Origin of the sequence: Pseudoalteromonas sp. Scap03, from assembly GCF_013393115.1 — a bacterium.
In the GTDB taxonomy this organism is placed as follows: Bacteria; Pseudomonadota; Gammaproteobacteria; order Enterobacterales; family Alteromonadaceae; genus Pseudoalteromonas.
In genome coordinates, this window is sequence record NZ_VDEU01000002.1 from 390,978 (window position 1) to 407,226 (window position 16,249).

Annotated in this window: 18 protein-coding genes and 1 pseudogene; 8 read left to right on the forward strand and 11 right to left on the reverse strand. The window is 38.2% G+C overall.

Annotation, left to right across the window (positions count from 1 at the left end):
- The first annotated feature begins 258 nt into the window (after positions 1-258).
- Entirely contained in the window at positions 259-726 is a 468-nt protein-coding gene (locus tag FHG08_RS17085) for a DUF3015 family protein (RefSeq protein ID WP_178957199.1), read from the forward strand.
- Between the two features lie 39 nt (positions 727-765).
- Complete coding sequence (locus FHG08_RS17090) at positions 766-2,583, forward strand: DUF4105 domain-containing protein (protein ID WP_178957200.1); 1,818 nt, start codon at positions 766-768, stop codon at positions 2,581-2,583.
- Between the two features lie 72 nt (positions 2,584-2,655).
- Here the strand turns inward: FHG08_RS17090 and dapA are convergent, their stop codons facing one another.
- Positions 2,656-3,573, reverse strand: coding sequence for a 4-hydroxy-tetrahydrodipicolinate synthase (gene dapA, locus FHG08_RS17095; protein WP_178957202.1), 918 nt, complete (start codon positions 3,571-3,573; stop codon positions 2,656-2,658).
- Positions 3,574-3,744: 171 nt separating this feature from the next.
- Here dapA and FHG08_RS17100 point away from each other — a divergent pair, with 171 nt between their 5' ends.
- Complete coding sequence (locus FHG08_RS17100; protein WP_178957204.1) at positions 3,745-4,398, forward strand: DUF6058 family natural product biosynthesis protein; 654 nt, start codon at positions 3,745-3,747, stop codon at positions 4,396-4,398.
- Positions 4,399-4,536: 138 nt separating this feature from the next.
- Here the strand turns inward: FHG08_RS17100 and FHG08_RS17105 are convergent, their stop codons facing one another.
- From FHG08_RS17105 to FHG08_RS17130, 6 genes and pseudogenes are all read right to left on the reverse strand, one after another.
- Positions 4,537-4,851: a hypothetical protein gene (locus tag FHG08_RS17105; protein WP_256729751.1), complete on the reverse strand. Its 315-nt coding sequence runs from the start codon at positions 4,849-4,851 to the stop codon at positions 4,537-4,539.
- Between the two features lie 79 nt (positions 4,852-4,930).
- Positions 4,931-5,515, reverse strand: a complete 585-nt coding sequence (locus tag FHG08_RS17110; protein ID WP_178957206.1) for a class I SAM-dependent methyltransferase — start codon at positions 5,513-5,515, stop codon at positions 4,931-4,933.
- A gap of 468 nt (positions 5,516-5,983) precedes the next feature.
- Positions 5,984-6,322: pseudogene (locus tag FHG08_RS17115) on the reverse strand (hypothetical protein); the annotation flags it as partial.
- Positions 6,323-6,671: 349 nt separating this feature from the next.
- On the reverse strand, positions 6,672-6,959 hold the full coding sequence (locus FHG08_RS17120) for a putative quinol monooxygenase (RefSeq protein ID WP_178957207.1): 288 nt from the start codon (positions 6,957-6,959) through the stop codon (positions 6,672-6,674).
- Positions 6,960-7,024: 65 nt separating this feature from the next.
- Positions 7,025-7,840: a 2,5-didehydrogluconate reductase DkgB gene (gene dkgB, locus FHG08_RS17125; protein WP_178957208.1), complete on the reverse strand. Its 816-nt coding sequence runs from the start codon at positions 7,838-7,840 to the stop codon at positions 7,025-7,027.
- Positions 7,841-7,988: 148 nt separating this feature from the next.
- On the reverse strand, positions 7,989-9,161 hold the full coding sequence (locus tag FHG08_RS17130) for an MFS transporter (protein ID WP_178957209.1): 1,173 nt from the start codon (positions 9,159-9,161) through the stop codon (positions 7,989-7,991).
- 115 nt (positions 9,162-9,276) lie between these two features.
- Here FHG08_RS17130 and FHG08_RS17135 point away from each other — a divergent pair, with 115 nt between their 5' ends.
- Positions 9,277-10,164, forward strand: a complete 888-nt coding sequence (locus FHG08_RS17135; protein ID WP_178957210.1) for a LysR family transcriptional regulator — start codon at positions 9,277-9,279, stop codon at positions 10,162-10,164.
- A 113-nt stretch (positions 10,165-10,277) separates the two neighbouring features.
- On the forward strand, positions 10,278-11,318 hold the full coding sequence (locus tag FHG08_RS17140; protein WP_178957211.1) for a metal-dependent hydrolase: 1,041 nt from the start codon (positions 10,278-10,280) through the stop codon (positions 11,316-11,318).
- A gap of 131 nt (positions 11,319-11,449) precedes the next feature.
- Here the strand turns inward: FHG08_RS17140 and FHG08_RS17145 are convergent, their stop codons facing one another.
- Positions 11,450-11,719, reverse strand: a complete 270-nt coding sequence (locus FHG08_RS17145; RefSeq protein WP_178957212.1) for a hypothetical protein — start codon at positions 11,717-11,719, stop codon at positions 11,450-11,452.
- Positions 11,720-11,951: 232 nt separating this feature from the next.
- Between FHG08_RS17145 and FHG08_RS17150 the strand changes: the two genes are divergently transcribed.
- Both FHG08_RS17150 and ykgO read left to right on the forward strand, forming a co-directional pair.
- Positions 11,952-12,218 carry a type B 50S ribosomal protein L31 gene (locus FHG08_RS17150; protein WP_008463845.1) on the forward strand — a complete coding sequence of 89 codons (267 nt, stop codon included), beginning with the start codon at positions 11,952-11,954 and terminating at the stop codon, positions 12,216-12,218.
- Entirely contained in the window at positions 12,215-12,349 is a 135-nt protein-coding gene (ykgO, locus tag FHG08_RS17155) for a type B 50S ribosomal protein L36 (RefSeq protein ID WP_004586489.1), read from the forward strand. Before FHG08_RS17150 ends, ykgO begins: the two co-directional genes overlap by 4 nt.
- A gap of 46 nt (positions 12,350-12,395) precedes the next feature.
- On the opposite strand, the gene FHG08_RS17160 is transcribed toward ykgO, so the two are convergent.
- Positions 12,396-12,782 (reverse strand): OsmC family protein, encoded by a 387-nt coding sequence (locus FHG08_RS17160; RefSeq protein WP_008463841.1) that lies wholly within the window; start codon positions 12,780-12,782, stop codon positions 12,396-12,398.
- A 9-nt stretch (positions 12,783-12,791) separates the two neighbouring features.
- The gene (locus FHG08_RS17165) at positions 12,792-13,181 is read right to left on the reverse strand and encodes a cytochrome b562 (protein WP_138607861.1); all 390 of its coding nucleotides are present in this window, start codon (positions 13,179-13,181) and stop codon (positions 12,792-12,794) included.
- A 133-nt stretch (positions 13,182-13,314) separates the two neighbouring features.
- On the opposite strand from FHG08_RS17165, the gene FHG08_RS17170 reads away from it, so the two are divergent.
- On the forward strand, positions 13,315-14,394 hold the full coding sequence (locus FHG08_RS17170) for an ABC transporter substrate-binding protein (protein ID WP_178957213.1): 1,080 nt from the start codon (positions 13,315-13,317) through the stop codon (positions 14,392-14,394).
- A gap of 76 nt (positions 14,395-14,470) precedes the next feature.
- Here FHG08_RS17170 and FHG08_RS17175 read toward each other — a convergent pair whose 3' ends face one another.
- A complete protein-coding gene (locus FHG08_RS17175; RefSeq protein ID WP_178957214.1) occupies positions 14,471-16,249 on the reverse strand; it encodes an alpha-amylase family glycosyl hydrolase in 1,779 nt (592 codons plus the stop codon).

Here is a 16,249-nt window from a genome sequence, read left to right on the forward strand (position 1 = left end):
AACAGTTAGTTTTAAACACCAGAAACCGCTAATTTATAAAATGCAGGATAATTAGCGATTATCAGCTGTTGTTTAAGTTAGCTAAATGGTTTTAACTCGCAAGGTTTATTCCCGTTAATTCACGCCTTTATTGCACTTTTATAAATTTTACACCGTTGTTTTACATTGTGTTACATAACTATTTGCATTTAAATAACCAAAACAGGTAAACTTCTTCGCCCGTTTTGTGGGGTGTATATAAATTAAAGGAAATTAATAATGATAAAAAGATGTTTAACTGCTGCGGTATTAGTAAGCGCATTCGTTTCAATGCCGTCACAAGCAAAAAGTGGCATCAACCCATGGCAACAATGTGGTATTGGTGCAATGGTTTTCCCAGACAATGGCGTTGCGGCAGCAATTTCTAATATTATTTGGGATTTAGGAACAACAGCGGTATCGTCTAACATTTCTTCAGTAGAGAGCTGTGAAGGCGCTAACGTAAAAACAGCGCAGTTTATTCAACAAACTTTTCCTGTATTAGAACAAGAAATAGCACAGGGTGAAGGCGAGTATATCTCTGCAATGCTTAATGTACGTGGTTGTGATGTAACTGCTCATCAACAAATTATCAATTCGGTACGCAGCGATTACGCAAACGCACCAATAGACAATGCACAAGCATTTTATGAATTAGTTGAAGGTAAAATTACCACTAACTTTTCATCTCAATGCGCTGCAATCTAATAATTAAAGGGCTTAACAGCCCTTTTTTTTGGTTAAACAATGAAACCTTTATTTTATTTTATTAGCGTTTTTTTATTCACCTCTTTCTCAAGTTCTGCCACGCAATCTATCTCTGTTTTAGCAAAACACCCAATATGGTTGAAATTAGGGCATTACAAAAATCAACCAACTACTATTAGTTATATTACTAACGCATCCTTTTTTATTGCAGATAACGGACGTAATGATCCGGTTGCAGAATTAAAAGCAACAATCCATGCTTTTAATAACCAGCCATTAACACAATGTCGCTACCCTGCTCGTTATCAATGGCTCAAAGAGCAAGGTTTAACCTTTTCAATGCCAGCTGCAGAGTGCCCAAAATTACAGCAATGGCGAGAGCAACAAGCTATTCACTCTGTTAGTTTAGTATTTGCCTCTGGTTATATGAGTAACCCCGCATCGTTATATGGTCATTTATTACTTAAACTTAATCGCTCAACCGAATCAAAAAACAAATTATTAGATTACAGCATAAACTATGGCGCACATGTTCCAGACAATGAAAATGGCTTAGTCTATATTCTCAAGGGCTTGTTTGGTGGTTATAAAGCCGGTTTTTCAGATCAATTGTTTTATCGCCACCAGCATAATTACGGCGAGATAGAATTAAGAGATTTATGGGAATATACCCTTAATCTAAACGAGCGCGACGTGGCTTTTATTGCTAACCACTTATGGGAAATTTTAGGCACTGAATTTGATTATTACTTTGCCGATGAAAACTGCGCGTTTCATCTCGCACAAATTATTGAACTTGTTATTGGCGATCAACTAACTAGCGAAAGCTCTCCTTGGGTAATACCAGCCACTATCTTTTCAAGATTAAACACAGCCACCTACCAAGAGCAATCAGCGGTTAAAAAAGTCACATTTACACCCTCACGTGACACTGTATTTTCAAAATATGTGCAATCTTTAAGTGAAAAAGAGCTCAGCTTTGCCAAACAAATCTTTGCAGAATCAGCAGTACTAAAAAGCAAATCATTTTTAGCTTTGCCAGTACAGTCTCAAAAAGCCATTATTGGCGCTTTATTTGAACTTGTACAAGTGAAACAAATTCAAAAACAAACCCCAGTAAAAATAAGTGAGTTAAAAAATGCGCTAATCCAAGCGCGCTTAAAGCTGCCAATGGGCGAAAACAAAGTTAAATTTCAATTTACCCAGCAGCCTCCACATAAAGGCCAAAAGCCCTCTAACAGCTCAATTTCTGCGATGCACACGGCTGAGCAAACACAGTACACTATGGGTTTTAGGCTGAGCTATTTTGATACCCTTGCCTCTGATATTGCCCGCATTCCATTTTCTAATTTAGAAATGTTAGATACCGAGCTGATGTTTACAAATGGCGAAACTTACATAAATAAAATTCATTTATTAGATTTAGAGTCATTCAATCCAAACCAATTGTCCTGGGCTAATGAATCTAAGTGGTCGTGGAAAATCAATGTGGGATTCGACAGACAACCAGCACTGTGCAGAACCTGTAAACGCAGCTTTGTTATGGGAGGAGCCGGACAAGCTTGGCAGTTTAGCAACAACACCTTAGCCTATAGCTTAATTAATGGTTATTTGGGTGATTTAGCTAAAAACAGCCACTTTTATGATTCGTCGGTAGAGGTGGGGATCATTACTGGTACTGACTCAGGTATTAAACTCAGAGCATCCTACGAAAAATCATTCTTAAATGCTAAAAACCCTGCGCAAACCAAACTAGAACTTGCAGTGCCTATTAACCAAGATATTGATATTAGATTAGCAGTAACACATGCCAATTCAGCTATGTGGCAGCTTAAACTCAACTACTATTGGCAGTGATATAAAAAAGCAGCCTCTGTGTTTACATTAGGCTGCTTTGAAAATTTAGTATTTAATAAATAGTCTAACAGTTTAAGATAAAATCAAAACCTTACTAATATCCACACACTGCGCTCGGCTACCGACAAAATCTTGCTCATTAAGCTGATTAATTAGCGTTACACCTTGTTGCTGTTGCTCATCGTTAAGCGGTACGTAAGGCATTCTAAACACAGGGTTCACCGCGCCGGTCATGATCATCGCGGTATTAATGGCAATTGGGTTTGGCTCGCAAAATAGCCAGTTCATTAATGGTTGTAATGAATTATTAAGCGCATCATTTTTGGTATCCATTAATTGGCGGAACAAACCTGGGATCAGGTTAGACGTAACTGAAATAACACCATGTGCTTTATGGATATGGCGTGCATCGTGTGCTTCGTCATCATTCCCAGACCAACATGCAATACCTTGTTGTTCATAGTGCGCTATACGCTCATTGCCACCACATTCTTTAACACCAATAAAGTGCTCATGCTGGGCCAGTGGTTCAATAATATCAGGGGTGAGGTCTTGACCTGTGCGCCCTGCTACGTTGTAAATAAACGCCGGACCAATATCAAGCACGCGTTTAAAGTGCTCTTTAACACCGGCAATTGATGTGCGCCCGTAGTAAGGGTTAATTTGCAATGAGGCATGCATGCCGCTGGCAAAACCATATTTTGTTGCTTTAATTGCTTCGCGCGTATTATTACTTCCGGTGTTACCTACAATCAGTAATTTATCACCAAATTTATTGGCACTGTGCGCAATTAGCATTAAGTGCTCTTCCCAGTTCATTAACTGGCCTTCACCGGTGGTGCCACCAACAACTATGCCGTCAACACCCGATGCAATTTGTATTTCAACGAGTTCATCATACTTTGCAAGATCGATCTCACCATTGGCTAAGTAAGGTGTTTTAATTGCAGTAATAAGGCTTGCTTGTTTAATTTGTTCTAGGGTGCGCATAAAAAAATCATTGTTATTAATACTTGGCCTATTTGTACCATATTTACCGCGCTATTTGCAGTGATAGCCAGTATTTAATTATAAAATGGCTTGTGTTATTGGGTTTGATGATACAAAATAAACAACTGTATAAATAAACAGTATTTGTTTTTTACTATTAAGCGAGCCACTATGCGTTTATCTGACTATTTAAGCACTCACTTTTATCACACTGGTGAGTTATGCCAAGCACTCAACATAGACAATGAAACTCTTGAAAATTGGCAAGCTCAAAGTATTTTTCCTAAGCCAAGTTATTGCATTAAAAACCAGATGAGTTGCAGCTCTTACTCAGGCTTATATGAGTGTGAAGAATACGACGATTATTATCCCCGTGGCTGCGTAAACTGGGGACAAGGAGTTATAAAGCAAAAAATTGAGTCATCTAATCAGGCGTTTAATTTGTTTGCTCAGCACTATACCCAATGTTTGGCTAAGCTTGCACAGCAAGGCTTTATATTTAACGAGGAACTGTTTGGCTGTGAAATAGAAGAACATTTACAGCAAGTATGGCAACAATTTTTATGCAGCAAATATGGCGTGCTCACCCAAAATGGCTTAATTGATGAAATTGTAGCTGTGGATATTGGCAGATTATTAGTAGACGATATAACCGAACTGCGCAGCAAAGCCAGTTTAGATAAAGATGAGCGCACCCGCATTCACCCTGCCATGAAACTTTTAAATAAAGCCCTTAGCCATGGCGCCGATCACGAAAAGCAGCTCACATTACGTAGCCGCTATATTGATGCCCTTATTTTAAAATACGATTTATCGATTAAATAAAGAGTAGTGTTTGGCTAAGGGGTTTAACTATTTAAGGGTTGTTGGCTTTATTAAAAATTACCAACACTGTGTTTTGCGGCTGGTTTTTGAGTGCAACGAGAAAAATAGCCCAACAACTACACTTTGTTAATTGCAAATTTACGATTTAGATATAATTTGATTAACTGCATAAGTTACATCATTTTTTATTACTGACTCTTCCATAATTGGTATTACCCATGAGGCACCTAGCATCTTTAAAGTGGAGCGCCAACTTTTCCATAGTTTCCCTTCAATGGTATCAAGATTATCAAGTCCAAATCTTGAAGATGCGCCCCACTGAGCAATTGAAGGCAGCTTAGGATCAGCACTTTGGGCACCTAAAATAAACGGGCGATCCATATCGTCTGGTACGATTGCAAAATAATACTCCACTTTTTCAGTCTTATTTAGAAATCTCGAGATAATTATCATTTTTTACCAGGCTAATAGCGCTCAAATGTTGAATAAAGCGACATCAATTAATCCGTCTTTGTTTGATCTTATTGCCTTATTAATCATTTTTACCAATAGCCATTAAAACAGGCATATTTCCTTTTGAACTATTCATTATAAAAGGGCTATTCACTTTAATGCTTACAAAGCCACTCGCCAAAAATGCTTGTTTAACTCTTTTCTCTGACAACCCCATACCCGATGAATCATCCTCAGAAAGCCAATCCCATTGAACAAACAGACCGTCTTTTTTTAATAAAGATTTTAATAAACTTAATGTCATTTCATAATCAGGCAGAAAACCGCAAACAGACGATGCGACTATTAGATCAAATTTATTTTCTAGCTCAGGAAAATTTTGAACCAATTCACTAGATAGGTAATCACAGATAGACGTTACATTATTTAGTGCCTTTTTATCCAATAGCTTTATCATTTCAGAAGATGGATCTATCCCTACGATACTTTCAGCCGATGGACTCATTAGCTGAGTCAAGGCGCCTGTACCACAGCCAAAATCTAGAACGGTTAGACCATTAATATTAATGCTATCTAAGAGCTCTGAAAATGCATTTTTTGCATACTGTTCAACACTAGGATCTACATCCCAGTTTTCAGCATACTCATCCCATTCGTTACTCAATATTCTCTCCAAAAGTAAATATTTCGTCTAAACGCCTAACGCTGAGTTAAGCGCAAAATAAAGTCAGCCTAAACTAACAGATCTCGAGCCAATTATACCTTTAATGTTTAAGTGCTTGGCTAATTACCTTGTATTAGGCAATTTTCTGGCTCAATCAGAGCCCTTTTTACTTTTCCAGTTTTTCTATTGATTGGAAAAGCAACAACGCAATCTCCTTTTTCTTTAAGCCTATATGCGGGAAACTCGTCATATAAGTAATAGCCATCTGGCTCACCTAGGAGCTTTTTAATACTAGAACGATTTTGCTTTTGTACATCATATTTAGCTAAAAGTCGTTTAACATTGCCCTTCGATTCGATATATTATTTTGCCACATAGCCTGATTGAATGATATTTCAATTAAACTGGAATCCTTTGTTGGTTCAGAGCATGCAAAGAGAATCAAAGAAAAAGCTATTAAGATGTATTTCATTTTTTAATCACTTTTAATTTTCCAGCGCTCAACGCATCATTACACATTTTGGATAATTTAGTATTATCTGAGTTTGAAATACCAATCCTCAGACCGTCACTATTATTATGAAAATCCATAGTCTTCTCTTCAGCTATATTTAAAGGGCTACTTTCATGAGCATTAGTCAATTCTAGCGCATTCTTATAGCCGATATCTCGTGATAGGGTCGCTGACCAAAAGCAATGTCTAAAGGCATCACTTTTATCATTTCGTCCATTGCGCCCAAAACGCTTGGTAGTCTCTGAGTACGCTATATCACGGAACTTCATAATCGCAGTTACATGATGAGGATGTGTTTTGAAATAAGACTTCTCATCTCAGTAAGATGTTCGTATTTATCATAGAGTGAACTTACCATTTTTAATTCCTTTTAGTTGATTACAATATAGTCAAAAAATATTTTTAAACAATTAGCTAGCATTGAATCTCTTTATAACGGTGCAAAATCACAGCAAAAAGAATGTGTCAGTAATATCAGGCAAGCCAGCTGTAGCTATGCAAACAGCAGTGTCTTATTAAAAATTGCTATTATGAAATCGTTTTTATTATGAAACAGCTTTGGATTTAAGAGGCAGCTTAAAAGGATGATATTTAAAAAGAGCTGTAAGTACAGCTCCAGCATTGCTATTAGCCTAGTGGCAATTAACCAATGGTTTTGTACACATCGATATTAGTAGAAGAAATAAATGCACCTACAGCATCACCAAAGGCCTTGAAGTGTGGTGCGTTTTTATGGGCTTCGAAATGCTCATTAGACGCCCATTGCTCACTCACTAAATAGATAGTTTGCTCAGCATCGTTTTTAACTGATAGCTCGTAACGCAGGCAGCCTACTTCTTGGCGAGAGGACTGTTGTAAGTTTTCGAGCTCAATTAAAAGGCGCTCTGCATCGCTATTTTCACTCGATAGTGTGGCAATTACCGTTAACATGGGTGTTCCTTGTTTAAAAATAAAGGTGCAGCTTTACTGCACCTGTTTTAGCTTTAGCTCTTTGGTTATTGATCCCACTGTGGTGCAAAGTCTGGCGATGCTTGGCGGTCGTTACAGTCAAGGCCATCTATACGCGCAATGTCTTCATCATCAAGTTTAACTTTGTCGTTAAAGTTATCTTCTAAGTTTTTACGCTTGGTCGATGATGGAATGGTGGTCATGCCATTGGCATTTTCCCATGCAATAACCACTTGCGCTGGCGTTGCATCGTGCTTGTTAGCAATATCAATAATGGTTTGATCTGTTAATACCTTACCCACAACAAATGGCATATAGGCGGTAACATGAATTTTATGTTGATCGCAAAAAGCGCGCAGTTTAGTGTTGGTTAAATATGGATGTACCTCAATTTGATTAGTGAATATTTCGCGAGGATCTAAGGTTTGCATTGCCTCATTTAAGTTGGCAATGGTGAAGTTAGATACACCAATATGTTTAGTTAAACCCAGCTTTTTAGTTAACAGTAGCTCGGTTAAGTATTCACTCATGGGTTCATTATTTACCGGTGCTGGCCAGTGGATTAATAATAAGTCTACATAATCAAGCTGTAGCTTCTCTAAAGATGTTTTAACACTGTCAACAAAATCAGCTTTGTTGAGCTTGTTATTCCATACTTTGGTGGTTATAAATAATTCTTCACGAGGAATATTGCTGTCTTTAATTGCTTGGCCAACTTGCTCTTCATTGCCATATATTTGCGCGGTATCAATGTGGCGAAATCCAACTTCTAACGCCATTTTTACAGATTCATAAGCTGTTTTACCTTCTAAACGAAAAGTACCCATACCTAAATCTGGCATTTCAATTACACGTTGTGTCATAGCTTTATCCTTGTTTAATAATAGGTTTAAAATTCAAACGACGTGTTTACTAAATACACCTATTACTTTTTTGATTTAAAATTTTGACCTCATGTGAATACTGAGGTCATTGATTTTTATTTCAAGACTAACCTATATGAGTTCGGCTTTATTTAACCTGAACATTATGTTTATCTAGCCTACCACTGTATCGAGTAACTATTAAAGCCAGTAATGAAACAACGGCCCCAATCCATGCGGTATCTTTTAGTTCCATATGCTCGACTACAAGCCCCCCTGTAACAGAGCCTAAGGCTATTCCAATATTAAACGCCGCGATGTTTAACCCCGATGCGACATCTACCGCATTAGGAGTGTGCTTTTTTGCCTGTTTTACTACATAAAGCTGCAATCCTGGTACATTACCAAATGCAAATGCCCCCCATATTAAAATAGTCAGCACTGCGGCTACTTTTGATTCCATAGTAAAGGTGAAAGCCAATAAAATAATTGTTAACGCGCTAAATATAATACTCAGTGCACTAATTGGGCCTCGCTTGTCGGCTAATTTTCCGCCCCATATATTACCAACAGCTACCGACACACCATAAACCAGCATTATTAAACCAATAGCGGATGGTGCAAAGCCAGTTTGCTGCTCTAATATAGGCGCTAAATAAGTAAACGCGGTGAACGTTCCGCCGTAGCCTAATATAGTCATTAAATAAACGAGCAATAAGCGCGGCTTAACAATAACCTGTAGCTGCTCTTTAAACGTCGCCGGAATAGACTGCTTTAAGTTTTTTGGTACTAAAATAGCGCTGCCAATTAGCGCAATTAAACCTAATGCCGAAACCACTAAAAACGTTGCACGCCAGCCAAAGTGCTGGCCAATCCATGTTCCTAATGGCACACCCGTTACAAGCGCTACCGTAAGGCCGGTAAACATAATTGCAATAGCGCTCGCCTCTTTGTCTTTACTTACCAAGCTTGTTGCTATCATTGAGCCAATAGAGAAAAATACACCGTGAGCTAAGCCTGTTAGTATGCGTGCCAGTATTAGTGTTTCGTAACTCGGCGCTTGCCAAGCTAATAAATTCCCCATAACAAATAAGCCCATAAGACTTATAAGTACCACTTTTCGGTTCCAGCGACCCGTTAATGCAGTGAGTACCGGTGCACCAATAGCTACACCAACTGCATATAAGCTCACTAGTAAGCCTGCTGATGGTAAGCTCACGCCTAAATCGTTTGCAATAGTTGGCACTAAACCCACTATAACAAACTCGGTTGTTCCAATTGCAAATGCGCTTAAGGTAAGCGCCCATAAAGCCAATGGCATAAATACATCCTCATTTTTAATATAGATGCATAGTGTGTGTAAAAACTCCTTTGCAATAAACAGCATAAATGGCAAAATACTTTTGTTTATTTTGCAAATATAAATAAGTGAATTTATGCCTGTTCAAGCTAAAACTGAAGATCTAGAAATGTTTATTACCATTGTTGATTGTGGCAGCTTTTCCGGTGCGGCTAGTTTACTTGATTTAAATGTAGCTAAGGTTTCAAGAGCGCTATCTCGCCTCGAAAGCAGGCTAAACTGCACATTACTAAACAGAACAACTCGGCGCTTAGAACTGACCGAGGAAGGGCATATATACATAGAATATGCGCGAAAGGCTTTAAACACGCTGCTCTTAGGGGAAGAAACAATAAAGCTACTTAAGCAAGCACCTAGCGGGCACTTGCGTATAGATGCAGCAAGCCCTTTTGTTTTACATCAACTAGCGCCACTTGTTAATGAATTTAAAAAGCAATACCCGCAAATCACGCTCGATATTACCTCACACGACAATATTATTGATTTACTTGAGCGCAAAACAGATTTAGCTATTCGCATTGGAGACTTAAAAGATTCAAACCTGCACGCGCGAAAATTAGGCCAAAGTAAATTAAAATTGGTCGCAAGCGCTGATTATGTAAAAAATGCGCCACCATTACAGCAAGTTTCAGATCTTAAAAACCATAACCTAATTGGCTTCAGTGAGCCCAATACTCTTAATCAATGGCCCTTGAAGCATGAGCAATCTCTGCACTTTGATTTAAGGGCTAGCAGCGGCGAAACCATTAGGCATTTATGTATTGCTGATCAAGGCATAGCACTTCTCTCACAATTTATGATTGCTGAAGATTTAGCCAAAAAACGATTAATAGAAGTTTTACCCCACAGCGTGAGTAGCCCAAATAATCGAGAATCTATTTATGGCGTTTATTACAAAAATGGGGCGGTTTCCTCCCGTATCGTTGCATTTTTAGATTTTATACAACCGCGACTAAGTTTATAAATCGCTTTTAAATTGATTTTAAAGAGCAACTTAATGAAATAATTTACATTATTGACGGTTTTAAGATTAAGCTGAGTATAAACACTGCAGTTGCATTATTTGGATGAGGTAGTATGGATTCTTTAACACAAGTCGCATTAGGCAGTGCCGTAGGCTACGCGGTACTAGGCAATAAAGTAGGTAGAAAAGCCGTTGCGTGGGGCGCTATTTTAGGCACTTTACCCGATCTAGATGTATTTTTACCCTATGGCGGCAGTGTAGAGGCATTTACCTATCATCGCGGTTTTAGCCATTCTTTATTTGTCCATTTATTAATAAGCCCGCTAATTGTATGGCTAATATTAAAAATACACACAGGCATGCAGGCTTATAAAGTTCGTTGGTTTTGGTTGGTGTTTTTGTGCTTATCAACACATGCTTTATTAGATTCACTCACCGTTTATGGTACTCAGCTAATGTGGCCCTTAAGTGAATACCCTTTTGCGGTATCTAGCATGTTTATTATTGACCCCCTTTACACCTTGCCGTTATTAATTGGTTTAGCTTTTACTTTATTACCTAAAATAAGTACCAGTAAAGCCTATAAAATCAATGCAATTACACTTAGCCTAAGCACAGCGTATTTATGCCTTGCCTTTGTGTTTAAACTCAATATTGACGACAAGGTAAAAACAGCACTGAACAATCGCGATATTGACGCAACCGGCTATATTAGTACGCCTGCCCCGCTCACCACTTTACTTTGGCGTATAGTGGTAATGTCTGACGGTCACTACTACGAGGGGTATGCCTCTGTGTTTGACTCGCCCAGTGATGTAACCTTAAATGCCTACAATACAACACCGTCTTTAATTAAGCCTATTGACAACCAATGGGGCATTCAAAGACTACAATGGTTTACAAAAGGGTTTTATTCTATTCGCCAGCAAACCGATAACGTGATTTTGTCAGATTTAAGAATGGGTATGGAATGCCAATATGTATTTAACTTTGTGGTAGGTGAGCAAACAGACTCGGGCATTAAGTTGGGTAATTTTGAACGACTCTCTCAGCGCCCTAGTTTTAGTAATGCCGGTAATATTTGGCAGCGAATTTGGCAACCTGAAGTCTCGCTGGCATCTCCATTGGCTAAAAATAACTGCTCGTTGCCATAGTTAGGGGTCTTGTATTAAAAAAGTGTGATTTTTATTTTGCTTAGGAATAAAAACACACACTTTTTTTAACACTAAATTACATTCAAGCAGTTTTGTGCCACCTCAAAACGTAGTTATTGCAACCAAATGAATTAGTTTTGGTGCTCGTACTGTCCACGATATACTTCAAATACTTTTAATACGGTGTGTTGTTCTTTTGAAAGCGCGTCAAACCAGTCATCAAATAATTCATCATCTTCTTGTTCGCTTAATGCTAAATAATGAGCAAGTAATTCAATGATGTCGTTATGAGTACACCCTAACGAATCAACTTGCTTAGCCAATATACTGTGGTCACGCTCTCTGAGAGTATCCATGACTCCTTGGTCGATTTGGTCTTGTTGTGCCTGAGCGTCACTCATAAAACTACCTCTATTAACGTTATTAAATTCTTATTATTTTGTTCGCTGAGTCTAGTTATAGCAGCCTAAATACTAATAGCCAGTACTTTTGATCTAAGTGCTTATTTTTTGACTGTTTTGTGCAAATACACAGCAATTACACTTCGTTTAAGGCTATTTAAAATGATTTGCAAAGGGAAAATAAATACGTTAAATTAAATGATATACTATCACATAACACTAAAGGCATTTTATGAAGCCCAATATTCACCCTGATTACCATGTGGTTGCTTTTCATGATACTGCAGCTGATTCTTACTTTATTATTGGTTCAACCATTAAAACCAATCGCACCATAGAAATTGAGGGTAAAACATACCCTTATGTTCCTATTGATGTCTCAAGTGACTCACATCCATTTTATACAGGCAAACAAAAAACGCTCGCTACTGATGGACGCGTTGCGCAATTTAATCGTCGGTTTAAAAACCTCTCTACTGCTAAAAAGGAAAGCAAATGAAAGTTTTAAGTTCATTAAAAAGTGCAAAACAACGACCAGGTTGTCAAATTGTAAAGCGCAAAGGGCGAGTATTCGTGATATGTAAAGATAACCCTAGATTTAAAGCCGTGCAGGGTATGAAGAAAAAGTAGCAAGATAAAATAATGCCGAGTTTATACTCGGCATTATTATTAGGGTCTATTTAACTACAACAGAAAACTCAGGCACTGCTTGAATAACCTTTTTCACGGTACATGTATTTACCGCAGCAATCAGTGCTTTTTTATATTTAGCTGGGAAACCTTCTGGCAAGCCAATTTCGATTGAAAAAAGCTTCTTACCGTTTTCATCTACATTTTCGTTATTTTGTGTCAGTGTCATCCCTTCGGTCGAGATCTCTCTTTGCTGACAAAATTTACGCGCATAAAAACCAGCACACAACACCATGCTTACTAAAAAATAGTCAAACGGCTCTGGATGTTCTGCATCACCACCAGCGTTTATGCTTTGGTCGCTTATAACTTCATGCTCACCAAACTTAGCACTTAATTTTTGACCGTCTAACATTGAAACCGAAATTTCCATTACTATTCCTTATTTTCCAAACAATAATTCAAAAAAGCCTGGAGGCTCATGTAATTTGTGATATTTTTTGCGTAAATTATCAATTGCTTTGAGTGGTTTTTTTGCCGCCTCAAGCCCTTGCTCGTTCGCTACTTTTTTGGCTAACTGGGCTTGAGTAAGTACCTTATCTAACCCTTGCACCGACTTTTCAGCTTCTTTATAAAACTTGGCTTGCTTACTTTGCTCTATCAATTTAATAAATTCATCAATAGCGCCATTAAATTCTGCTAACTGGGTTGCTTCAACACTTTGTTTATAAGCAAGCCCAATGTTTTTCATGGTTTTTTCTAAGTCGCTCATTTCATTTGCGGCAACTGTTTGACTAAATATTAATACCATTAACAACAAAACTGCTTTCATTAATACACCCTAAAAAATAATTGTTGCATACATGCTAAACTTACTGAGGTATTATATAGCATAACGCCTAGATGTCACCACGGAGTACTTTAGCAAGGATAAATTGAGCTTTAGAAAGTTTATAGAGAAATGTATGTCCTTGTTTAAATTATACCGCCTGCTAACATTTACCTGCCTTCTGTTGGGTAGTTATAGTGCTTATGCCCTAGAAGTCATATTTATTAATCCTGGTTTTTCCGACTCTGAAAATGCACAAAACAAAACCGGAAACTTTTGGTTTGATGTTTCTAAAATAATGCAAAATGCAGCCACTGATTTAGATGTGACATTAACGGTAGAATACGCAAATCGAAATCATATTTTAATGAAAGAGCTTATTCAGCAGGCTATAAATGATAAGCCCGATTATCTGATCCTCGTAAACGAAAAAAATGTTACCAGTAAATACCTCTCTAAAATAGACAGTAAACATGTCCCTATTTACTTTTTATTAAATCGTCCCTCACCTGCATCACTTGACATGTTACGTGAAAATGGCACTAACATAGTCGGTAGTATTACCCCAAATAATCGCGTTGCAGGTAAATCATTGATGCAGCAGCTTTATAAAAAGTTTACCAATAAAACAACAACTAGCGCACATATATTGGCGTTATTAGGCGACTATGCAACGCCTGCTTCTATTATGCGCACACAAGGGTTAATGGATTTTTTAACGCAAACACCGCAAGTCACCTTAACCGCTAAAGAGGTTGCCAATTGGTCTGAACAAGAAGGGTTTACAAAAACCTTAGCGTATATGCAGCAAGCCCCTGAAATTAACATTATTTGGTGTGCGAATGATGCCATTGCTTTTGGCGCAAAAAGGGCATTAAAACAGCTAAACATGCAATCTCAGGTTATTGTGGGCGGTATTAACTGGGAGGTTCCACCAAGTAATAAATCAGCACTTGATGTATCTATTGGAGGTCATGTGTTACTAGGTGCTTATGCCCTAGTTAATTTGTTCGACAACCATACTCAACCAAAACTTAGTCCTTTGCTTCATCGTACAGCTGATATTTTTGACCCGCTTACTGAGGAAAACACTCCCTTATACAAGGCGATAAATACTACTGGCCTTGCAGAAATAAACTTTATACAGTTTAGTAAAACACGCGCTGACTGGTATGAATTTACCATAGAAAATCTACTTTTAGCGCTTGAGCAATAGCACTGTAAAGCCCCTTTACAATGCAGTTATTTTATTTAAAACTCTGAATGTATATTGTCTATTTTATTAATGCTATCTATGCCCTATTAGATAACCAAAGCGTTTGATAGGGTGCTAACTGCATGGTTTGTAGCGCGTCATCGAGTGTTGTTTTAGAAATTAGCTCAACCCATTGCTGAGTGTTTATTAAGTTTAAATCGGCTAAGGTTAAGCTTTGTGGCTGACTGCTAATATTATAAACACAAAAAATACTTTGTTGGCGGTCTATACTTTGTCGCCAAAAACCAAATAACCCCTCGCCTAAGTGCAAAGTAAATTGTGTGGCATTAGGATGGAATGCTGCTTGCCTTTTACGCACAGCTAATAACTGTTTTATTCCCTTGAACACCTGATGATGATGGCTATATTTTTCTTCAATCGCCGCTAATAATTTTGATTCTTGCCAGCGATGACGATTAATTGCACGATTGTGCTGCGAATTTTCAAAGCGCTCATAGTCATTAGTGGTGCCAAGTAAACTGTGTATATATAGCCCTGGAATTCCTTCCATTGCAAACATAATGGCATGAGCACACAAAAAACGCTCAAGGCCATATTTATCTGCGCCGTTATGCGTCCCTTGTAAGGCATCAAACAAGGCAATATTTAGCTCATAGGGGGTATGCGTACCATCGTGACTGGTACGCATTGAAACGCGCCCACCAAACTGCATGGTCGTACTTACTAACGAAGCAACTTCACTCGGTTGTAATAAGCCTTCAATTGGTCTCAAACCAATGCCATCATGCGAGGCTATAAAATTAAAATATGCGGTACCGTTTTGCGCTGGCGGCATGCTCATCATCCAGTGCTTAAGCGCCGTACTATCACCGCTAAGTAAGGTATGCAATAACAACGGCGGCAAGGCAAAGTTATAAATTGCATGGGCTTCGTTGGCATTACCAAAGTAAGATAGGTTTTCTTGATTAGGAATATTGGTTTCGGTAATAATTACCACACTGGGCTCGGCATGCTCAATCAGCGTTCGCAGTAAACGCACCACTTCATGAGTTTGTGGCAAGTTTATACAACTGGTATTAAGTTGCTTCCATAAAAAGGCCACAGCATCCAGACGAAATAAGCGAATACCGTTATCTAAATAGTGGCGAATAATGCTAACAAACTCTTTTAAAACCTCAGGGTTTTCAAAATTAAAATCCACTTGATCATGACTAAATGTACACCACACATGCTTATCACCGCTTGCTGTGGCGACCGTATGTAATAATGGCGAAGTTCGTGGGCGCACGACTTGGCTTAAATCGTCAGTTAAACTGGCTGTTTTAAAATAGTCTTTCCCTGGGTGTGTATCGGTTAAAAAGTTTTCAAACCAAAGACTTCGGCTAGAACAATGATTAATCACTAAATCCGCCATTAACTTTACATCTTTTGCAATCGCGTTAATATCTTGCCAATCGCCCAGCGCTTCATTAACTTGCGCATAGTTCATTACCGCAAACCCTTCATCTGAGCTGTACGGATAAAAAGGTAAAATATGCAGTGCATTAAGCTGGTGATCGCACTGCTCTTTTATAAAGCGATGCAAGGTTTTTAACGGCGCCTCTAGGGGAGTTCCAACTGCTAACTCACTGTCTTCATGATTTATAATAGAATCGCCATAGGCAATTAAAATAATATCTTGTTCATCCCAGCGATTAGTGTGCGGCGTAGGATCTCGAAGTGGGTTATTACTCAATATCAAGGTGATTAATTCTTCAGCCAACTCAGCTACCGGCATAGGTAACTCAACCCCTTGATAAATAGTATGTAAATGTTGTTCGACTCGTTGAAATAACTGTTCCCTAACTATGTTCAC